This is a genomic window from Pseudomonas sp. MWU15-20650 (assembly GCF_023242475.1).
GTDB lineage: Bacteria > Pseudomonadota > Gammaproteobacteria > Pseudomonadales > Pseudomonadaceae > Aquipseudomonas.
Genome location: NZ_JALJFG010000003.1, coordinates 25,768 through 46,490 on the forward strand (window position 1 = coordinate 25,768; position 20,723 = coordinate 46,490).

Annotated in this window: 20 protein-coding genes; 14 read left to right on the plus strand and 6 right to left on the minus strand. The window is 59.6% G+C overall.

Annotated features, from left to right (window positions below; translation table 11 throughout):
- Positions 1-406 precede the first annotated feature (406 nt).
- From M5B43_RS03545 to M5B43_RS03560, 4 genes are all read left to right on the plus strand, one after another.
- On the plus strand, positions 407-871 hold the full coding sequence (locus M5B43_RS03545; RefSeq protein WP_248748809.1) for a multidrug transporter: 465 nt from the start codon (positions 407-409) through the stop codon (positions 869-871).
- A 14-nt stretch (positions 872-885) separates the two neighbouring features.
- Positions 886-1,698, plus strand: coding sequence for an SDR family oxidoreductase (locus M5B43_RS03550; RefSeq protein ID WP_248748810.1), 813 nt, complete (start codon positions 886-888; stop codon positions 1,696-1,698).
- A 91-nt stretch (positions 1,699-1,789) separates the two neighbouring features.
- Positions 1,790-3,121: an AAA family ATPase gene (locus tag M5B43_RS03555; protein WP_248748811.1), complete on the plus strand. Its 1,332-nt coding sequence runs from the start codon at positions 1,790-1,792 to the stop codon at positions 3,119-3,121.
- Positions 3,114-3,734, plus strand: a complete 621-nt coding sequence (locus M5B43_RS03560) for a retron system putative HNH endonuclease (protein WP_248748812.1) — start codon at positions 3,114-3,116, stop codon at positions 3,732-3,734. The genes M5B43_RS03555 and M5B43_RS03560 overlap by 8 nt, the downstream gene beginning before the upstream one ends.
- Positions 3,735-3,736: 2 nt before the next feature.
- Here M5B43_RS03560 and M5B43_RS03565 read toward each other — a convergent pair whose 3' ends face one another.
- Positions 3,737-4,594 carry a LysR family transcriptional regulator gene (locus tag M5B43_RS03565; protein WP_248748813.1) on the minus strand — a complete coding sequence of 286 codons (858 nt, stop codon included), beginning with the start codon at positions 4,592-4,594 and terminating at the stop codon, positions 3,737-3,739.
- Between the two features lie 111 nt (positions 4,595-4,705).
- Here M5B43_RS03565 and M5B43_RS03570 point away from each other — a divergent pair, with 111 nt between their 5' ends.
- From M5B43_RS03570 to M5B43_RS03585, 4 genes are all read left to right on the plus strand, one after another.
- Positions 4,706-5,893, plus strand: coding sequence for an MFS transporter (locus M5B43_RS03570; RefSeq protein WP_248748814.1), 1,188 nt, complete (start codon positions 4,706-4,708; stop codon positions 5,891-5,893).
- Positions 5,886-6,287 (plus strand): DUF4440 domain-containing protein, encoded by a 402-nt coding sequence (locus tag M5B43_RS03575; RefSeq protein ID WP_248748815.1) that lies wholly within the window; start codon positions 5,886-5,888, stop codon positions 6,285-6,287. Before M5B43_RS03570 ends, M5B43_RS03575 begins: the two co-directional genes overlap by 8 nt.
- A gap of 105 nt (positions 6,288-6,392) precedes the next feature.
- A complete protein-coding gene (locus tag M5B43_RS03580) occupies positions 6,393-7,319 on the plus strand; it encodes an NAD synthetase (protein WP_248748816.1) in 927 nt (308 codons plus the stop codon).
- Positions 7,309-7,764: a hypothetical protein gene (locus M5B43_RS03585; RefSeq protein WP_248748817.1), complete on the plus strand. Its 456-nt coding sequence runs from the start codon at positions 7,309-7,311 to the stop codon at positions 7,762-7,764. Before M5B43_RS03580 ends, M5B43_RS03585 begins: the two co-directional genes overlap by 11 nt.
- 29 nt (positions 7,765-7,793) lie before the next feature.
- On the opposite strand, the gene M5B43_RS03590 is transcribed toward M5B43_RS03585, so the two are convergent.
- Genes M5B43_RS03590 through M5B43_RS03605 form a run of 4 tightly spaced genes read right to left on the minus strand, consistent with a single transcriptional unit; the run spans position 7,794 to position 12,554 of the window.
- Positions 7,794-8,654, minus strand: coding sequence for an HlyD family secretion protein (locus M5B43_RS03590; protein ID WP_248748818.1), 861 nt, complete (start codon positions 8,652-8,654; stop codon positions 7,794-7,796).
- 10 nt (positions 8,655-8,664) lie between these two features.
- On the minus strand, positions 8,665-8,865 hold the full coding sequence (locus tag M5B43_RS03595) for a DUF1656 domain-containing protein (RefSeq protein ID WP_032886341.1): 201 nt from the start codon (positions 8,863-8,865) through the stop codon (positions 8,665-8,667).
- Positions 8,855-11,032 (minus strand): FUSC family protein, encoded by a 2,178-nt coding sequence (locus tag M5B43_RS03600; RefSeq protein ID WP_248748819.1) that lies wholly within the window; start codon positions 11,030-11,032, stop codon positions 8,855-8,857. Before M5B43_RS03600 ends, M5B43_RS03595 begins: the two co-directional genes overlap by 11 nt.
- A gap of 10 nt (positions 11,033-11,042) precedes the next feature.
- Positions 11,043-12,554 (minus strand): efflux transporter outer membrane subunit, encoded by a 1,512-nt coding sequence (locus tag M5B43_RS03605; RefSeq protein ID WP_248748820.1) that lies wholly within the window; start codon positions 12,552-12,554, stop codon positions 11,043-11,045.
- 228 nt (positions 12,555-12,782) lie between these two features.
- On the opposite strand from M5B43_RS03605, the gene M5B43_RS03610 reads away from it, so the two are divergent.
- Entirely contained in the window at positions 12,783-14,993 is a 2,211-nt protein-coding gene (locus M5B43_RS03610; RefSeq protein ID WP_248748821.1) for a hypothetical protein, read from the plus strand.
- Positions 14,994-15,090: 97 nt separating this feature from the next.
- Complete coding sequence (locus tag M5B43_RS03615) at positions 15,091-16,059, plus strand: LysR family transcriptional regulator (protein ID WP_248748822.1); 969 nt, start codon at positions 15,091-15,093, stop codon at positions 16,057-16,059.
- 57 nt (positions 16,060-16,116) lie between these two features.
- On the opposite strand, the gene M5B43_RS03620 is transcribed toward M5B43_RS03615, so the two are convergent.
- Positions 16,117-16,512 (minus strand): hypothetical protein, encoded by a 396-nt coding sequence (locus M5B43_RS03620; protein WP_248748823.1) that lies wholly within the window; start codon positions 16,510-16,512, stop codon positions 16,117-16,119.
- A gap of 210 nt (positions 16,513-16,722) precedes the next feature.
- Here M5B43_RS03620 and M5B43_RS03625 point away from each other — a divergent pair, with 210 nt between their 5' ends.
- The 4 genes from M5B43_RS03625 (at position 16,723) to M5B43_RS03640 (ending at position 20,661) form a co-directional block, all read left to right on the plus strand.
- Positions 16,723-17,697 carry a D-glycerate dehydrogenase gene (locus M5B43_RS03625; RefSeq protein WP_248748824.1) on the plus strand — a complete coding sequence of 325 codons (975 nt, stop codon included), beginning with the start codon at positions 16,723-16,725 and terminating at the stop codon, positions 17,695-17,697.
- Positions 17,698-18,421: 724 nt separating this feature from the next.
- Positions 18,422-19,324: a chemotaxis protein gene (locus tag M5B43_RS03630; protein WP_248748825.1), complete on the plus strand. Its 903-nt coding sequence runs from the start codon at positions 18,422-18,424 to the stop codon at positions 19,322-19,324.
- A 3-nt stretch (positions 19,325-19,327) separates the two neighbouring features.
- Positions 19,328-19,810, plus strand: a complete 483-nt coding sequence (locus M5B43_RS03635) for a GNAT family N-acetyltransferase (RefSeq protein WP_248748826.1) — start codon at positions 19,328-19,330, stop codon at positions 19,808-19,810.
- A gap of 107 nt (positions 19,811-19,917) precedes the next feature.
- Positions 19,918-20,661: a YkgJ family cysteine cluster protein gene (locus tag M5B43_RS03640; protein ID WP_248748827.1), complete on the plus strand. Its 744-nt coding sequence runs from the start codon at positions 19,918-19,920 to the stop codon at positions 20,659-20,661.
- Positions 20,662-20,723 lie beyond the last annotated feature (62 nt).

The following is a 20,723-nucleotide window of genomic DNA, read 5'->3' on the forward strand; positions in this document are numbered from 1 at the left end:
ACCTCCCTGTAGGTCGTCAGATAAGTGGACGTTCAATGCGCTCCGGTTCCTGCCAGGAATGTAAGCTCAAGTAGCAGATCGCTGTGAGCTCTGCTGAAAATGCATGACCAAGTACCAGGGCACTGTACGGTCCTATTGATTGAAGTGAAAAACACCTGCCTGAATCGGCAGCGATGTGTCGTTGAAGGTCACACGGCTTGAAGCTGTGGGAGCTTGGCTGTCTTTGAAGGCGACGGCCAAGTTATGGTCATCAAGACAGTTGCTCCCATCTTTGATTTGTGAACACATTCAAATGTGGGAGGGGGCTTGCTCCCGATGAGGCCCGCACGGCCACCACAGCACTCAAGGTAACCAATCCCACCTACGCTTAAGTTAGGATGCTCGTTCCCCATTCGAGGTGGCCTTCATGTTCTTCGGCGTTCTCCTGATCATTACCTGGCTGATCCTGCTGCTGCGTTATCCGGCCAAGGCGCTGCCGGTTTCGCTTGCTGCCGCCGTCGGCCTGGGCTTCGTGGCGATCTGGGTGGTGTGGCTGGATAACCGCGAAGCCTCGCAGCTGGCCCGCCTGGAACTGCGCATCAGCTATGCGCCGCAAGACTGCCAGGCCGACCGGCCGTTGAAGCTGACCTTGAAGAACACCAACGACGTGCCCCTGACCGAACTGCGCTGGCGCGTGGCGGCCTACGCGCCGGGCGACACGGTCAACCTGGCCGACAACGTCTACGCCGCCCCTCGCTATCGCGGCCCCGGCGAACTGCAGGCGGGGGAAACCTGGGAAGATTGCTTGCCCACCCCCCCGCTGCGTCCCGGCTATCGCCCACAAACCCTGGAATTTCGTGCCGAGCACCTGCAAGGCAGCTTCTCGGACTGACAAAGGATGGATCCATGCCCAACGTACTCATCACCGGTTGCTCCAGCGGCATCGGCCGTGCCCTCGCCGACGCCTTCAAAGCTGCCGGCTTTACGGTATGGGCCAGCGCCCGCCGCGCAGAAGATGTCGCCCACTTATCGGCCGCCGGTTTCAACGCCGTGCAACTGGACGTCAACGATAACGCCGCCTTGCAGCGCTTGGCCGACCAGTGGGGCGAGCTGGATGTGCTGGTCAACAACGCCGGCTACGGCGCCATGGGCCCGTTGCTCGACGGCGGCACCGAGGCGATGCAGCGGCAATTCGAGACCAACGTGTTTTCCATCGTCGGCGTCACCCAGGCGCTGTTTCCCGCCTTGCGCCGCAGCCAGGGCCTGGTGGTGAATATCGGCAGCGTTTCCGGTGTGCTGGTCACCCCGTTCGCCGGCGCCTACTGCGCGTCCAAAGCCGCTGTGCATGCGTTGAGCGACGCCCTGCGCATGGAGCTGGCGCCATTTGGTGTGCGGGTGATGGAAGTGCAGCCCGGTGCGATCAATACAAGCTTTGCGAAAAACGCCGGGGCCCAGGCCGAATTGCTGATCAACGAAAAGTCACCGTGGTGGCCGCTGCGCGAAGGCATTCGTGCTCGCAGCCAAGCGTCCCAGGACAAGCCAACCCCAGCCAGTGAATTTGCTGCAGACGTGCTCAAGGCGGTGCAGCAAGCGCAACCGCCGCGCCTGTTGCGCTCGGGCAACGGCAGCCGGGCGCTACCGTTGATGGCGGCGCTGTTGCCCAAGGGGTTGTTGGAGAGGGTATTGAAGAAACGTTTTGGGTTGGGTGGTGTGTTGTAAGCAAGCATGAAGCCTACCTGCCAAAACCCCGGATGAGTGCCATAATCGCCGCCTGCCTCTTGAAACTGACTGACCCCACAAGGGTAATGCGATGGAAATCAGAAAAATTCGACTGAACAATGTCGGTCGTTTTACCGACTTGGAAGTCGCCTTTGCGCCGACTGAAAAGCATGCGTCGAAGGTGACGGTGTTTGTGGGGAACAATGGGGCGGGGAAAACAACAATTCTCAGGTCACTGGCCACCTCCCTTAGCTGGTTGGTTGCAAGAATTCGATCAGAAAGCGGCAGCGGCAGCCCAATAGAAGAAAGCGCCTTACATAACGGTTCAAACGTTGCGTCAATCTCTATTGAGGCTGAAGAGCTGTTTGTCGACTTCCATTGGTCATTGGCAAAGTCCAGGCGGGGGCGGAAAACAAAGGTCGCTAGCGAACTCGCCGATACGTCGGCCCTAGCTAATGTTTATAGGGACAATTTAACGCATGACGAAAACGCGTCTGTTCCCCTCATTGCTTACTATCCAGTCGAACGTTCAGTACTTGAAATTCCCCTGAAAATAAAAACCCGGCACAGCTTTAGCCAATTGGACGGCTACGACAACTCGTTAAACCGGGGTGTCGACTTTCGCCGCTTCTTCGAATGGTTCCGGGAGCGAGAGGATAGCGAAAACGAAACCGGTATTTCAGCCAGCGCATTAGCAGAAGTGCAAAAAATTATTGGCACGCCAGAAAGCCAACTATGGAAATTCCTGGAGCAAGCACACGCCTCATCTCGTGATCGACAGTTAACAGCCGTCCGTTCCGCCGTAGGAGCGTTCATGCCTGGGTTCACTAACCTGCGTGTCCAGCGTCGACCACATTTGCACATGGCAATCGATAAATGCGGCCAAACGTTAGATGTCTCCCAATTATCACAAGGCGAAAAGTCCATGATGGCCTTGGTTGGCGATATAGCTCGTCGTCTTGCCATGATGAATCCCTCCCTGGAAAACCCGCTACATGGCTACGGCGTCGTACTCGTCGACGAAGTAGATCTTCACCTCCACCCCAAGTGGCAACGCCGTCTCATTCGCCAACTCACCGACACCTTCCCCAACTGCCAGCTCATACTCACAACTCATTCCCCATTGGTGATCAGCGATACCAAGGACGTCCTGTGCTACGTCCTCGACGACGGCGAACTGGAGGAGCACGACGGTCTCTACGGCCTCGATGCCAATCAGGTACTGCTCAACGTTATGGACACCGATGTACGCAACAGTGAAGTTCAGTTTCGGCTGGATCGCTTGTTGGAATTGCTGCAAGACAAAAAGCTGAAAGAGGCCAAGGTCCTGTTCGAAGAACTTTCCGTCGATTTGCCCCCAGGTCATATCGAACTCACCAAGGCCGCCTTACTGATTCGCAAACTGGAGTTGCGCAGTGCGTAAAATCACCAAAGGAGATGAGCCGGCAGCGCTGACGCAATGGAAACGTGCAAATCCAAAGGGGCGCTACCCAGATCTGACGCGTGAACCCAGTCAATCCGTTCGTCAAGCATGTGTCGAAGAGCAACATGGACTGTGCGCTTACTGCTGCCACGAAATAACAGCGGACAACGCTCGCAACGAGCACGTCCAAGCACAAAAACTCGCGCCGAATCGTACCGTGGACTTTTCTAACATCGTCGCTAGCTGCGATAGATCCAAGCAATGCGACAAAGCCCACGGCCATCAATTATTGCCACTCACACCGTTGATGGATGAATGCGAAACTGAACTGAAATTTTACGTTTCGGGACGGGTGGAGGGGCTGACACCAAGGGCAGCGACGGCCATCAAGGTGCTGAACCTGGGCGACAGCCACGAAAGCAACCGAGCACTGATTAATGCCCGAAAAACTCTCGTGGAAGCGCTTCTGTATGAAGGTGGTGTAGAACTCAAAGTAGAAAATACCGAACTGCTGATTCTATTAATGGACGAGTTAAGCGTTCCAGACGCCAGCAACCGACTAAGACCTTTCGCGCCTGTCCTCGTAAACGTGATCCGCCAGCTAACCACCTGACGTTACCCCTTCATGAAATCAATAAACGCCCGCACCTTCAGCGGCAAATGCCGCGTGTCCGGATACATCGCGTAAACCCCTTGTGGGGCGAAGTGATGGTCCGCCAATAACCGCACCAACCGCCCCGCGTCCAGATCATCCTGCACCAACCATTGCGGCAACACCGCCACGCCATGGCCGCGACGTGCAAAGGCTTGAAGCACGGCGGCACTGTCGGCCACCAGCGCGGTAGGGCCGGGGCGGTATTGATGTTCGCCACCGGCCGGGTCGGTCAGGCTCAGTTCCGCCAAACGACCATGACCCAACTGGGGCAACTGCTCCAATTCATCCAGCGTGCGTGCCCCGGCCAAGGTCGGTGCGGCCACGGCGAAGACCTCAAACGTCGACAACCGCACCGCACGATGGTTGGAGTCCAGCAGGCGCCCCAACCGGATTGCCACGTCAAAACGCTCCGAGATCAAATCGGCATGGGTGGAGGATGTGGATAAGTGAATATTCAGGTCCGGATGCAAGCGGCGAAAGGCTTCTACCGCTGGGGCGACCACTGCCAGCGCGTATTCCACGGTGGTGGTGAGGCGCAACGTGCCTTTGAGCTGGGCATGCTCGGAGCGGGCCTCTTCTACCGCCAGGCGGGCCTCTTCGAGCATACGCGTGCAGCGCAGGTAGAAGCGCTCGCCCGCATCGGTGAGCGCCAGTTGGCGGGTATTGCGCGTCAGCAGGGTCACACCCAGCTCCGCTTCAAGGCGCTTGAGGTTGAAGCTGACCACGGCGCGGGTCTGGCCCAGTAGATCCGCCGCAGCGGTGAGCGAGCCGGCCTCGACCACGGCTTTGAAGGTGTCGAATCGATCCAGGCTGACCATGGGCCACGCCCTCCTTTGTCAAAATATTTTTGACAAACTAACAGGCAAAACGGCGTATCCCAAACACATCATCGCGCCTACCCTGCGCGCTTCACTCCCAGGATCACGTTCATGACCTACCGCTCGAAAGTCGCCTGGATCTTTTTACTGGGCTTTGCCCTGGACCTGGTGAACATGTTCGTCGCCACCGTCGCCTACCCGGATATCGCCCGCGAATTGCACGCCTCGGTCACGCAACTGGCGTGGATCAGCAATGCCTACATGCTCGGGCTGACCCTGATCATTCCCTTGAGTGTGTGGCTGGCGGCACTCATGGGCGAACGCACGCTGATCGCAACGAGCCTGCTGCTGTTTGCCGGGGCCTCGGTGATGGTGGGCCAGGCTGGCTCCATCGACGCGTTGATTGGCTGGCGTGCGTTGCAAGGGCTCGGCGGCGGTTTGTTGATTCCGGTGGGGCAAGCCATGGCGTACCGGCATTTTCCAGCCGCCGAGCGCAGCCAGTTGACGGCGCGGGTGATGTCGGTGGCGTTGCTGGTGCCGGCGTTGTCCCCGGCATTGGGCGGGGTGATTGTCGACAGCCTGTCCTGGTGCTGGATTTTCTACGCCAACCTGCCATTGGCCTTGATGACCCTGCTGCTGACGCTGCTGTGGATAAAACCCGACGCACCTACCAGCACACGCCCGCCCCTGGACCTGGGCAGTATATTCAAACAGGCCGCCAGCCCGATGTTGCGCGTGGCGATGTGGGTCTACCTGTGTATACCCGGCGTATTTATCGGCACCAGCCTGATCGCCATTCTCTACGCACGCGGCCTGGGGTATGACGCCACCCAAACCGGCGCACTCATGTTGCCGTGGGCGTTGGCCTCGGCAGTGGCGATTTACCTGAGCAAGAAACTTTTCAATCGCTGCGGCCCCAAACCCTTGTTGCTGGCGGGTATGGCGTTGCAATGCGGCGGTATCCTGTTGCTCAACGAGCCTGCCCTGATCATAGCGGCCTACGTCTTGATGGGCCTGGGTGGCAGCCTGTGCAGCAGCACCGCGCAGACCCTGGCCTTTCTCGATATCCCCGCCGACCGCATGGGCCATGCCAGCGCCTTGTGGAACATCAACCGCCAAGTGAGTTTCTGCGTGGGCGCCGCCGTGCTCAGTGCAGTGCTGTCGGCCTTGGATTCCTTCTCCATAACCTTCACGATGGCGGCAGTCTTGACACTGCTACCGCTTTTCGCAGTGCTGCGCCTGGATGCATCCAGGGTACACACGCTGCTTCACCCTTCCAGCGAGCCCAACCATGATTGATTACAGTGATTTTTTTGAAGAAGTGGTCCAGACCCATGTCGAGATCGAACAATGGTTTGCCGGCGTTGCGCCTGAAGGCACGCTGGAAAGCCTGCTGGCGCGGTTCTCACCTGAGTTCAGCATGATCGCACCCGCCACGGGTGCGCGGGTCAACACGGCCGGGGTCAATGCGTTGTTCACTCGCCTGGGTGGAATGCGCCCCGGGTTGAAAATCACCTTGAGTGAAATGGCCGGGATTGACCGGCATGCACGCGGCGCCACGGTGACTTATCGCGAGCATCAGGTGGATGCCAGCGGCACCCAGACCGACCGCCGTGCCACGGTGGTGTTCGAGAAACAGGCCAGTGGCGCGCTGCTGTGGCGTCACTTGCATGAAACTTATGTAGCGCCATGAAATAACCGTTCGGCCAGACCCTACAGAAAACAGCGAACGGCCTGACATCATTACGAGGAAGCTATCCTCAGGCTCTCTCACCTCTGTCTAATCACAGGTGAAAGGATGCCAAGCGCTTTCCTGCGAAGCGGTGTGCCGGATGCGCACACCACGACTCGCCAGCGGCTAATCAGTCTGATGGACCTGCCCAAACTCTATAGAACCATTGACGCTGACCCGGCCATCGTTGGGGCCGGCGTAGTGCATATCGGCAGTGATTATCAGGTGACGGTACTTCGTGAGTTTGTACCGCTGTGCAGTATCAAGCCGAAGCGGGTGATTCTGCGAGAAGTGACAGGCCCGATTATGACTGCTGATGAGTACGCGCATTGGGTGGCAAACTCACCACGCGAGTCGCAGATATGGCGCGAAGCCGCGGGAATGGCCGTAGCATGCGGTGGGGCGGTGATTGGGATTATTGTTGCCAAGGCAGGCATCGCGTCAGCGCCGCTCAGCGCAGGTTCCAGCCTTGCAGTTACTTACATTGCTTATACAGCTGCAGCCGCCAGTGCTTTGCAATGTGGCAACGGCCTATGGCGAACCTACAAAGAACTAACCAATCCGTCTGACAACGATTATTACGATAGCCATAGTTGGTATCAGGCAATGACCGTAGCCTTGGACGGCATTTCGCTGGTGGGTGCGGGCAGCACGACGTTTGTTACGGTAAAGACCGTCATGACGATCAAAAATACGACAGGCCGCAACCTGACCGACATCTTGAGGCGCATGAGCCGCCAGGAACGTGCAAAGCTGACAAACGAAGTACTGCGCCTGCAGAACCCTCGTCATCCTCGCGAAATGATTCGGTTAAAGCAGCTGGCCGGAACACTCCCCAAACGCTTCAACAATACCCGGATACGCCAAGACCTTCTCACTCAACTCTCCGATCAGGTAGGTGCCGCTCTGGCGATTACGGGCAGCGGCCTGTCCGGGAATATCAACCCTATCCTTATCGGCATTTATGAAGAGTTCAACAGCCATGAACAATGACATCGATACCCTGCAGGCCCCCCGAACGTTAAGTCGTTACACCCGACGTTTTGCATTCACGGTGGGTATGGAGGTATCAATGAACTTAGTCAGCATTTCAGGCAACCTGTCACATAGCCTGTCGTATTACGCCCGAATAAATTATCTCCCTGGCGAATATGCGGTCGTGGCGGGCATGGCTCTGCTACTGGCAATGTGCATTGGCCTGGCCTTAGTGGCGGCAGGGTTTCGTTCGGGGCCTCCATTGCTTGTAGGCGTCGCGGCCCTGAACGCCTTGCTTTCGGCAGACTACTTGGGAAACAACCCAGTGACTATGTTTGCAGTATTTCCATTGTTTCAATCGCTGTTCTGCCTGCTGATCCTCAATACAAGAAACCACCGCCGCTTCGTCGGCATGCTGCGGGTCAAGCGTCGACGGAAAATCAGAGCCAACACACAAACCTGAGGCGGTGCCCAATCCGCCCCTCCCACATTTCAGTTTTGTGTTGGGTTGACGATCACGGTGCAGGTAATCCCGGCCGCCAACAACACGCCGTCCGGCACTTCATCAATGTGAATCCGCACCGGCACACGCTGGGCCAGGCGCACCCAGTTGAAGGTCGGGTTCACATCCGCAATCAGTTCGCGGCTTTCAGGGTTGTCGCGGTCATAGATGCCGCGCGAGATGCTTTCCACATGGCCCTTGAGCGTTTCGCCGCTCATCAATTGCATGTCGGCTTTGTCGCCGACCTTGACGTGAGGCAGTTTGGTTTCTTCAAAGAAGCCATAGACCCAGAACGAGTTCATATCCACCACCGCCATTTTCGCCTCGCCGATGCGCGCGTAGTCACCGCGATGCACGTTGAGGTTGGTGACGTAGCCGTCCACTGCGGCCACGACCTGGGTGCGCTTGAGGTTAAGTTCTGCGGCTTCCAGTTGCGCCAGCGCATGCTGGTAATCGGCCAGGGCCGAGTCAGCGATGTTGCTGGCGTCATCGCGGTTTTCCTTGGAGATCACCAGAGCGTCGAGGTCGGCACGGCGGTGGGCGTTGACCTTGCGCATTTCCCAGGTGGCCTTGCGCGACGCAACCAATGATTGCGCCTGCTTGACCGCAATGCGGTAGTGCTCGGGGTCGATCTGCATCAGCAGGTCGCCCTTCTTCACCAACTGGTTGTCACGCACCGGCACGTCGACCACTTCGCCGGTGACGTCGGCCGCCACGTTGATGATGTCGGCGCGCACACGACCGTCGCGGGTCCATGGTGTTTCCATGTAATGCACCCACAGCGTGCGGCCAATCCAGATCGCCAAAGCCAGTACCAGCAAGGTCGCGAGCAGGCTGAAAAACTTTTTCATCGGGGCATTCTCAACGGTAGACGGTCAGCGCCAGGGCGCCGAACAGACAAACGAACAGGCTCAGGCGCAGCAACGCCGGGTGCCAGAAAAAACGGTACAGGTCGAACCCGGCCAGGAAGCGGTCCAGCGCCCAGGCCAGCCCGGCTGCAATCAGAAACATCAGGGTCATGGTCGGCATATAGAGGCCGTGGAAGGCGATTTCACGAGGCATGCGGGGCTCCTTTGAGGGCCGCCAGTGGCGATTGCGGATCCAGCAACGAGGTGCGGATAAAGTGCAGGTAGCTCTTCACCCGGCGTAGCGCCGAGGTATCGAAGTGCGGGGCGAAGGGTTCGTCGGTGGCCTGCACGCGGCTGATCGCGTGGTCGACGGCGATCAGGCCGCGCTCCAGGTTACTGGCGCTGGGTTGCAGGAACAGCCGCACCAACGAACGGCCCATCACGCGGATCGCTTGGCGCCAGGGCTGAGACTCGGCATACGCCGGGTGCACCGGCAGGATCGCCTGTTCCTTGCGCAGCTCGATGATCGCGTGGCCGACCTCCAGCACCACGAACATCCAGCGCAGCAAGTCGCGTTGCACCTGCGGCTGGCCGACGGCAAGCCCGTAAGCCTGGTGCAGCAGGTCGCGGGTGCGGCTTTCAAAACTCGACGCCAGGCCCTTGAGCTTGCCGCTGATCGCATACACCACTTGCTCACGCAGGTCCTGCTCCAGGCGGCGCCACAACCAGCGGCTGTTGGGCGGCAGGATGATCGCCCCCGCCGCCGCGCACACCAGCATGCCAATGACCATGGCGATGTAGTCGTTGATAAAGGTGTAGGGGTTGTAGACCGTGAGGTTGTCCGGCACCGAGCCGGTGCTGAAAAAAATCAGCAGCCCCACACCCACCCCGGCGTACTGCGGGCGTGAGGCGAGGAAAGAGCCGAAAATGATCACCGGCGCGAGCATCACACACAGCAAAGGAAAGCCGTCGATCCAGGGAAATACGAAAAACATTTCGACGAAGCCGACCAACGCGCCGATCAGAGTGCCGCAGGCCATCTGGAACGCCATGCGTTTTGGGTTGGGCGTGGCGGCGGACAGGCCGACGGTGGCAGCGGCGATCAAGGTCATGGTTGCGCCGCTCGGCCAGGCGGTGGCCACCCAGTAACTGCCGAGCACGATCAGGATAAATGACGCGCGAATCCCGGAAGCGGCACAGGCCAGCCAGTTGGTCTTCGGCGTGTAGGCTTCGTCCCAGTCTTCCCGCACATGGTTATGGTCGGCCAGCGAGGCATGGGTTTGCGCGTAGTTGTGCAGGTCATCGACAAAGCGGTAAAGCAGCTCGTAGGCGGTGTGGAAATCCAACTGTTCGGCTTCCGTGGGGACGCCTTCCTGGAAGAGAGCCCGCAGGCTACGCACCTTGGCGGGCAACGCCTCTTTATAGGCGCTCAGTTGGTTGACCAGGCGCGCAGCATCAGGGCTGGTGAGGGCGCGGCCAGAGAACCCATCCAGCACTTCGGCAAGGTCTTGCAGACCGGGCTTGATGGCCGCGACGACGTGGTCCGCCGCGTCCGTGCGCAGGCGTTCAAGCAACTGGTGCAGCGCGTTGAAACGCGTGGTGATGCTCATGAATTCGCTGTTCAGACGACTGAGCCGGCCGTTGCGCCGGCGCATGTGCGGGTCTTCAAACACAGTGAGGCTGCGCAGCCCTTCCAGGCCCACGGCTTCGGCAATAAAGCGCACGTTGCTGGCCTCGAAACCTTCACGCTGGCTGCGCCCGCGCAAGCCATCGGTGACGAACAACGCAAACACGCCAAAACGCTGGTACAAAGCGTTGCGCATGGCGGCGCTGGCGGTTTGCGGCAGGATCGCGGCGCTGACCAGCGTGGAGCAGAGAATCCCCAGGGAGATTTCCAACACCCGCCACACCGCCGCCATAAAGGCGCCGTCCGGGTGGGCCAGTGCCGGCAAGCCGACCATGGCGGCAGTGTAGCCGGCGAGCACGAACCCATAGGCACGGAAGTTGCGGTTGCGCGTCGCGCCGGCGGTGCACATGCCGACCCAGATCGCCAGGGCACCGAGGAACAGCTCGGTGTTCTGTGCAAACAATGCGATCAGCAGCACCATCACCGCCGACCCCGCCAAGGTGCCGAGAAAGCGGTAGAAACTCTTGGCGAACACTTGACCGCTCTGCGGCTGCATCACGATAAATACCGTGATCATCGCGGTGCGCGGCTGCGGCAGTTCCAGGCGCATGGCCAGCCACAGCGTGAGAAACGCGGCGATCAGCACCTTGAAGATATACACCCAGGTCACGCCATCGCTACGTGCCCAGTCAAAGAAACCACGGCGCCACTCAAGGGAATGCAGCCAGCGCAGCGGTGCAGGCAAGGGAGTCATTAAATCCTACTCAGTGATCAAACACGGCAAGCGCCGCCGGGGTCTTGCTTGGGCGTGTCTTGATGTCTTGGGGCACATCACTGCCGGCACCGAGGCCGCCGCCCAAGGCTGTCACCAGTTCGGCGTGGGCGCTCAGGCGCGCCGCCTGCACCTGTTGTTCGACCTGTTGCTGGCGCAACAGCAAGGTCTGGGCATTCAGCACATTGAGATAGTCGGTAAGGCCGCGCTGGTAGGCGATCATCGCGATGTCATAGGTCTTCTGCGCCGAGGCCACCGACTGCGCGGCAAAGGCCGACTGCTTGTCCATGGATTCGCGGCGGATCAATTGGTCGCTGATGCTCTTGAGCGCGTTGACCAGAGTCTGGTTGTACTGGGCGACGGCGATGTCATAGCCGGCGCTGGCTTGGCCCAATTGGGAGCGCAGGCGACCACCGTCAAAGATCGGCAAGGTGATCGCCGGGCCGACGTTGTAGTTGAACTTCTGGCCGCTGAGAAACGTCAGCAGCCCGCCGCCTGTGGCCATGTAGCCGAGGCTGCCGACCAGGTCGACGTTAGGGTAGAAACCGGCGTGCGCCACATCCACTCCGCGTGCCTGTGCGGCGACCTGCCAACGGCTGGCAACCACATCCGGGCGCTGGCCGAGCAACTGCGCCGGTAGGCTCGACGGCAATTTCAACGGGGCCGCAAGGGACAGGCTCGGGCGCTTTAATTGTGCGCCCTCCCCCGGACCTTTACCGGCCAATGCCGCCAGCTGGTTGCGGCTCAGGGCGATTTCTTCGTCCAGGGCATCCAACTGGCGATGGGTCTCCGGCAGGGGCGTTTCGGCCTGGCTGACGTCGAAATGCGTGCCGATCCCTGCGTCCAGGCGTTTGTTCGCCAGGTCGAGAATCTGTTGTTGCTGGGCCAATGTGGCGGCGACGATGTCGCGGTCGGCGTAATGCAACGACAACTGGATATAGGCGCGGACCACGTTGTTCTGCAATTCGAGCTGGGCCTGGCGTGCTTCGGCGACGCTCATATGGGCCAGGTCGACGGCCCGTTCAGTGGTGTTGCTTTCGCGGCCCCACAGGTCAAGTGCATAGCTCAGGCCCAGGGACGAATTGTTGTCCCAGGTGTTGGCGCCACTCAGCTCGCCCGGACCGTAGAACTGATCCTTGGGCCAGTTATGGCGCTTGAGGGTGGTGTCACTGTTGATCTGCAACGACTCGGCCGACTCGGCAACCCCTGCCATGGCCCGCGCTTCACGCACCCGCGCGGCGGCCATGGCCAGGCTTGGGCTGTTTTGGGTCGCGAGGTCGACCCAGCGGTTGAGCTGCGGGTCGCCGTAGGCTTGCCACCATTGGGCGGTGGGCCAGTGTGCGTCCCGTACGGCGTTTTGGATCGTCTCAAAGGTGGCCAGGTTATTGGCGTTGAGGGCATGGCCTTGGGGAGCGATCCCTCCGGTTCCGATGCAGCCGCTGATTGCTAACGATAAAGCCCAAACACTGAGAGCCTTCAGCTCTCTGCTGATGCGACGCGGCACGGCAAGCGAATTCCTGAGGTGGTTGACGCGGGGAAGGTGGCGCAATTCTAGGGGGCGCGATGGGGAACGATAAGCTGGCATTCCTGTGAATCTTTGTTACCGTTCAGGCGATAATCCGGTGCCGAGCCACGGTTGTTCAGACTTTTATCCAGGCGCTTGAGCACTCTCCCTACAGCGCATTGTGTTGCCAGAAAACAAAATAGTGAGCCTTCCTCCCAGGAGCGCCCCATGTTTTCAGTCCCCAGCGTACGCGCGCCCATCGCTCCGCCGTCATCTGCCGCACAAGAGAGCGCTAGTGCGCTGCACAGACAGTTGCACATCACGTCTGAGCCTCTGCGCCCCGGCATGCTTCCCCTGCAACGGGATGTGCGCAGTGTCGTCGACTACGTGCTGGAAAAGCTGGTAGCGCTTGCGGGCGACCCTCAGCGACAACGGAAGCTGGAAGCGCTTCACCACACACTGTCCAATAGCGAGCAAAGACTGGAGGTATCGGCGCAAGAGTTGCCGCTGCTTTACGCATTTTTCAGGAAAGCCCAACACCAGCTGGAGCAAAATCTCGATCGCAAAAAACCGGACATCGAGACCGACTATATGCTGTGCCGCGTCCTGAAATGGCAGTTTCGCGCGGCCGTCAGCGAGGGCAAACACCTGCACCTGACGCGCAAACTGTTGGCCGCGCTTGCCTATGTTGTCGCCGGCGGCAAACGTATCAACCACCGCCACCTTGGTTACAACTTTGCGCTGGAGCAGACACGACAGCTCAGTGCAGGGCCGTACTTGGCCGCCGACTCGCTCTTGGAGATCAGTGCCGATCAGCGCGTCAAGAGCACACGGATCATTGCAGGGCAGGGTCGGGTGAAATCAACATTCTCGGAACTGGGGGCGTCCCAGTCTCAGAACCAAATCGGCCTTGGCTATGTATCGTCTCGCGAGTACGCGAGCCCGGAGCACTACGCCGACACCCGCAGCCACTCTGTGCGTACCGCCTTGAGCGAGAGTATCAGTCACACCGCCCTTAACCTGCCCAGTATCGTCAGTGTCCATCGTCACCTGTCCAAGCACCGTGATTACGCAGCGCGAAGCCAGCCGTATGCCAGGGAAGCATTGGCCAGCGTCGGCCTCGTCGACGTTGAATTACCCCGCTGTTCAAACCTGCGGGCAGCGCTCATCAGCGAAAGAGGCACCACACTGAATGTGCAGAACAAAGTGGCGCTCGACTTTTTCAACTTCCTGAACGTAAACACCACGATGGCGCTGACCCTGCATCGTGGCCAGCGCAAAAAAAAACTGGACATTCTCGGCTTGCACCACGCCGCGCCGAACATCGCCCAGCAACAACTGGCCCTGCTCGAACACTACGCTGGCGACCCTGTAACGCTGTTGAATGATATGAAAAACCACGTGGCGTCCAGCAGCCGGCAATTCGTCCAACGGATCAGTACATCGGTGCTGAGCGATTCCCGCCACGTGAGCGCCCTAAAAGCCCGCGCATTGCTGGAGCGCTATGTACTGCTCAAGACACAATCGTCCATGGATCCCGAGCTGGATAACCAGATACGCGCACTGATTGATCAGCACCCTGCGCACCTTCGGCCCGAAGCCTTGAAGATCTACAAGTTGACAACCCCGGTCCAAACGCTGGGCGGATCGGCTGGCGTCATGGCCTCGTCGCTGGCCAGGACCAGCGCTGGGATCACGATTGAGTTCAGCCACCGCAAGCTCGATGACCCGCACCTGAGCGGTGACTACCTGACGATCGACATCGCCCCGTTCAAGTCCCCGGACGTAGTGAAAGAAGCCCTGCGCCGGCTACTCTCGAGCATTGGCGAGCAGACGTTCGACTGGGAAGACCTGATCCACTCGATCAGCCAGTCACTGCTGGATCCCGTCACACCCACATCCACCCAGATACAGGCCAAAATAAAGCACGGCCAACCGGTGGTATTGCTGACCCGTCATACCGTCAACAAGGACCGCAACCTGGCGCTTCCGGACCGGGTTGAACAGTACAGCGGGGTTAATGCGCAGTCGCTGCGCACCCGACAAACCTTACACGAGGAACAATTGGGCAGCGAGTCACTGGATCACCTATTGCCCATTGCCCGCCGTTACCTGCATACCCCCGAAGAGCAGCAGGGTTGGGATAAGCAGGGTTGGGATAGTTACGTGGAGCAACATGCCGAAGACCTTCAGGCATTGCTCGATACACTCGGCCGGCAAACGCACGGCACGGTCCTGAGCGCCGAGCTCGATGCGCTCAAGTGTCTCAGTCCGGCACTGACCCTGGCGGGTGAAACCCTGGCACAACAGGCGCGCATCGCTCTTGAAGCCCCTACCCGTGAAAACCGCGCCACCGCACAGGAGGCATTGAATCACCTGTTTCGGGAATACCTGCCGCACTATGAGGCGAAAATCAGCGAAGCCTGGACCTTGTCCTGAGCCTTCGTCGTCGGTATCAAAGGAGCACCGCGCCCAGCGGATACACACCTGTGCGCAACTTCATGTCACAATTTGGCATCTCCCTTGAGAACACTCCATGGACACTTTGCAAAACATGCGCGCTTTCAGTTGCGTGGCCGAAGCCGGCAGCTTCACTGCCGCCGCCGTGCAACTGGACACCACTACGGCCAACGTCTCGCGCGCGGTCTCCAACCTTGAGGCCCACCTGCAAACCCGCTTGCTCAACCGCACCACCCGACGCATTGCGCTCACTGAAGCCGGTAAACGCTACCTGCTGCGCTGTGAGCAGATCCTCGCTTACGTCGAGGAAGCCGAGGCTGAAGCCAGCGACGCCCATGCGCGCCCCGCCGGGCAGTTGAAAGTGCACACCATGACCGGCATCGGCCAGCATTTCGTCATTGATGCGATTGCCCGCTACCGCCGTACCCACCCCGACGTGACCTTCGACCTGACCCTGGCCAACCGCGTGCCGGACCTGCTCGACGAGGGTTACGACGTGTCCATCGTGCTGGCCAGCGAACTGCCGGATTCGGGGTTCGTGTCCCAACGCCTGGGCATCACCTACAGCATCGCCTGTGCCTCGCCGGATTACGTCAAGGCCAAAGGCTGCGCACAACGCCCCCAGGACTTGCTCAACCATGCTTGCCTGCGCCTGGTCAGCCCAGTGATCCAACTGGACAAATGGACCTTCAACGGCCCCGAAGGCCAGGAGAGCGTGGCGATCAACACCTCGCCGTTCCTGGTCAACTCAGCCGATGCGATGAAAACCGCGATCACCAGCGGCATGGGCGTCGGCTTGCTGCCGGTGTACGCCGCCATTGAGGGCCTGCGTAACGGCACACTGGTACGGGTGATGCCAACGTACCGTTCCCAGGAGCTGAACCTGTACGCCATCTACCCATCGCGCCAATACCTGGATGCGAAGATCAAGACCTGGGTGGAATACCTGCGCGGTTCGTTGCCGGAGATTCTGGCGGCGCACCAGGCGGAGTTGGTGGCGTATGAGTTGAGCGGTGGCTTGGGTGGTGCTCGCTTGAGTAATTGAGCCGCGCATGCGGTGACCTGTTTTTGAGCAGGTCACCGCGCGCCTTGATAGAAGGCATCACCGGACCGTAAAGGTCGTCCAGTTAGAGGTTTCTTTGTCGTCGATGAAATAAAGACAAAGCCCAAGCTCGTTTTTATGCAATTTTTCAATATTTTCCTTGGGAACCGTAACAACATAAGGTTTCACCTCGCTCACCGTAACGGTCTCGCTGCTATAGTCGCCATCCGAAGGCGTATTGCTGAACAGGTGCAAAACGAACTTCTGACCCACCTGCATAGTGTCGTAATCCACCCCAACCTTCAGCCCGGTCTCAGGTACGTGGTCGACGTGCAACTCACCATTGACGATCAATTCAATCGTGGGTGCCTTCGGCAAAGCCTCGTCAGGCTCGCTGCGTGTTTTACCAGCGGCTACCAAATCCCTGATTCGCTTTATCTCATCGTCGATATTCATAAGAGCGATCTCCTATCTAAGAAGGCATTAACACCGGCCTTGAAAAACAAGAATAGGCGCTCACGCATTGACCGAACAGCCCGTACTTTTCACAGTTGACAGGTATTCAAACCAATGAAACAACAGTGCGTGCGATTAAAACCCTGCAAAACTTTTATCGGGAATGTTAGCGTGCTCAGCATTCTTCAGTAGTCGATGAGCCCGCCTGCAATGAAAAAGACTGTCTTGGCCTTCAGCCGTATCACCCCGCCCATGATCGAACGCCTGCAACAGGATTTCGAGGTGATCGCGCCCAACCCCAAGCTAGGTGACATCAATGCTCAGTTCAATGAAGCCCTGCCCCATGCCCATGGCTTGATCGGCGTGGGCCGCAAGCTGGGCCGCGAGCAGCTTGAAAGCGCGAGCAAGCTGGAGGTGGTGTCCAGCGTGTCGGTGGGTTACGACAACTACGACGTGCCGTACTTCAACGAGCGCGGGATCCTGCTCACCAACACCCCTGATGTACTCACCGAAAGCACCGCCGACCTGGCTTTCGCCCTGCTGATGAGCAGCGCGCGGCGCGTGGCCGAGCTGGATGCCTGGACCAAGGCCGGGCAGTGGAAAGCCAGCGTGGGCGCGCCATTGTTTGGCTGCGATGTGCACGGCAAGACCCTGGGCATCGTCGGCATGGGCAATATCGGCGCGGCCGTGGCCCGGCGTGGGCGCCTGGGCTTCAATATGCCGATCCTTTACAGCGGCAATAACCGCAAGACCGCGCTGGAGCAGGAACTGGGCGCGCAGTTTCGCAGCCTGGAGCAGTTGCTGGCCGAGGCGGATTTCGTCTGCCTGGTGGTGCCGTTGAGCGACAAGACCCGTCACCTGATCAGCACCCGGGAGCTGGGGTTGATGAAGTCCAGCGCGATCCTGATCAATATCTCCCGAGGGCCAGTGGTGGATGAGCCGGCGCTGGTCGAAGCCCTGCAAACCCAGCGCATTCGTGGTGCCGGGCTGGATGTGTATGAAAAGGAACCGCTGGCTGAATCGCCGTTGTTCCAGCTGAGCAATGCGGTGACCCTGCCGCATATTGGTTCGGCCACCGGTGAAACCCGAGAAGCCATGGCCAACCGCGCCGTGGACAACCTGCGCAGCGCCCTGTTGGGCCAACGCCCGCAGGATCTGGTGAACCCACAGGCCTGGAAGGGCTGATACTGGACTTAATGTGGGAGCTGGCTTGCCTGCGATAGCCATAGGTATCTACACAACTTTTTAGTTGTAGCCGTCAACGGTAACCATGATGCGAAGCGAGTCGCTCTTGATCTTGCTCTGCTTTTGATCTCAGGCGCCCCGTTAAACCACGCTGGCCGGAATTCGACAGTGATTTGGGGGGTAAACCGGCAGGGATGCCGGTTTAGCCGCCCCGCGCCATGGATGGCGCGTGGCGGCGGCCCCCCAAATCACTGGCGGATTACGGGCACACCGAGCCTAGGCGAGGTGCCGAGTGGTGGGGCAAGAGCGTTTTGCTTACTTTGCCGCTTTTGCAAAGTGAGCCGCCGTCAGGGCGGAACCCTAAGTGGCCGTTACCGCAGGAATGGATATGTACTCGGTATAACAGTGTCGGCTGTCATGCCGCCTTCGCGAGCAAGCCCGCTCCCACAGTGGGATCGTGGGGTGTCAGGTAGAGATGCGTCGGCTGTCAGGCCGTCACGGGAGCAAGCTCCCTCGCCACAGGTCCAGCGTCGCCCCAAAGTTGTGTAGATACCTATGCTGCGATAGCGGTACATCTGTCACTCAATAGCTGACTGACAGATTGCTATCGCAGGCAAGCCAGCTCCCACATAAACAGTGCCCGACACAAAATCCGGTTAAAGCCCAGCCCTGCCAAGTCGATAACTCTCTATAGACCGTCATCCCTGATCCACAGAAGGTTTTTATGTCCACCACCAAAGCCCGCGCAGATTCACTCTCGCTTCTGCTCTTTACCTTGCGCAGCGGCAAGCTGATGGCGATCAACCTGCTGAAAGTCAGTGAAATCATCCCCTGCCCGCCGTTGACCCGTTTGCCGGAGTCCCACCCTCACGTCAAAGGCATCGCCACCTTGCGCGGCGCTTCGCTGTCGGTGATCGACCTGAGCCGCGCCCTGGGGGAAATGCCATTGCAAGACCCGGACGGCGGCTGCCTGATCGTCACCGATGTCAGCCGCTCCAAGCAGGGCCTGCATGTGCAGGCGGTGAGCAAGATCGTGCATTGCCTGACCACCGATATCCGCCCGCCGCCCTACGGCTCCGGCGGCAACCGCGCGTTTATCACCGGAGTCACCCAGGTGGAAGGTGGCCTGGTGCAGGTGTTGGATATCGAGAAAGTCATCCACGGTATCGCTCCGGCACCGATTGAAGCGGCACCGACCGACTTGACCATGGAAGAAGCCGAAGTGCTGGGCAATGCACGCATTCTGGTGGTGGATGACAGCCAGGTGGCGTTGCAACAGTCGGTGCACACGCTGCGCAACCTCGGCCTGACCTGCCACACCGCCCGCAGCGCCAAGGAAGCCATCGACGTGTTGCTGGAGCTGCAAGGCACCGCCGAACAGATCAACGTGGTGGTGTCGGACATTGAGATGTCCGAAATGGACGGCTACGCCCTCACCCGGACCCTGCGCGAAACGCCGGACTTCCAGGACCTGTACGTGCTGCTGCATACCTCCCTGGACAGCGCGATGAACAGCGAAAAAGCGCGCCTGGCCGGAGCCGATGCGGTACTGACCAAATTTTCTTCGCCCGAACTGACCAAATGCCTGGTGGTCGCCGCTCAAACCGTGGCGCAAAAAGGCATATAAACAGTGGCCGAGTATTTCCAGCTGCTGCGGCGCGACCTCACGGGCAGCCTGCCCGCCCCGCAGTGGCCGGACGATATGCGGCTGAATCACTACCGTGATGAACTCGCTCCGGCGATTCATGCAGTGTTGCGCATGACCCAGGATCAAGGCGCAGGCAGCGTCGCCAGCCTGGAGGCATGGCGCCGGCAGTTCGTGACCGATGCCGAGTTCGACCCCACGTTGTGCCTGGTGGCCAGTAACGGCGAAGGCATTCTCGGCGTGTCCCAATGCTGGACCAGCGCCTTTATCAAGCACCTCTGTGTCCATCCCTGCGCTCAGGGCCAGGGGTTGGGCCGTGCCTTGTTGCTGCAAACGTTCCAGATGTTCAAGCAGCGCGGCGAACCCTATGTGGACCTCAAGGTGCTGGAGAGCAACCTGCGCGCCCGGCAACTTTACGAGAGTGCCGGCATGGTGTTTGTGCTGCGCGATGTAGTCAGCGACGACTGACAGGCGCTGGCGCATAACTTGCTTCCAGAGAGCCTGAACGGCGGATAGAGGTCAAAACCCGCCGCCGTCCAGAGAGCCCTCTGACCTTGCCTGGTGACAGATCCTCCATGAACACACATTTTTCCTGTGTCGGTTGCGGCAAATGCTGCTCCGACCATCACGTACCCCTGACCCTCGACGAAGCCCGACAATGGGCGATGGACGGCGGCAATGTCATCATTCTCGTCGAAGGTTTCCTGGCCAACGGCCTGGGTTTACCCCTGCAACAGCGCGAACATGCCGAGCGCCGTTCGGTGGTGGTGCCCAGCGGCAATACCCAGGCGTTTGTGGCAATCACCTTTGCCGCCTACAACGCCGGGCGCTGCCGGAATCTTGACGAAGACAACCGCTGCCGCATCTACGAGCGGCGGCCGCTGGTGTGTCGGATCTACCCGATGGAGATCAACCCGCATATTCCGTTGAACCCGAGTGCCAAGGATTGCCCGCCGCAATCGTGGGAACAAGGGCCGGCGCTGATCGTCGGAGGTGAGTTGATGGACCGGGAACTGGCGGAACTGATTCGCCGCTCACGCCAGGCCGACCGCGACGATGTGCAAACCAAGGAAGCCGTGTGCGCCTTGCTCGGTATCCGTACGGCAGCGCTCAAGGGGGACGGGTTTACCGCGTACCTCCCGGAGATGACGACCTTTGCCCAAGCCATTGAGCAAGCCATTGGTCAGCCGTCCGAGGCCAATGAATGGGTGTTTCATGTGTCCGGGATGGACATCGCCGAGCAGGTGCTGGACGCCGGGGCGCAGATTGCCACCGAAGTGCCGGCCAACTATGCGTTTATCTCGTTGCGCGCCGCCTGACTGCGGAGTCGGCAGGGCGTCGACTCCAAGCGCACTCATAGGGCAACGAGTGATCCAGCGCA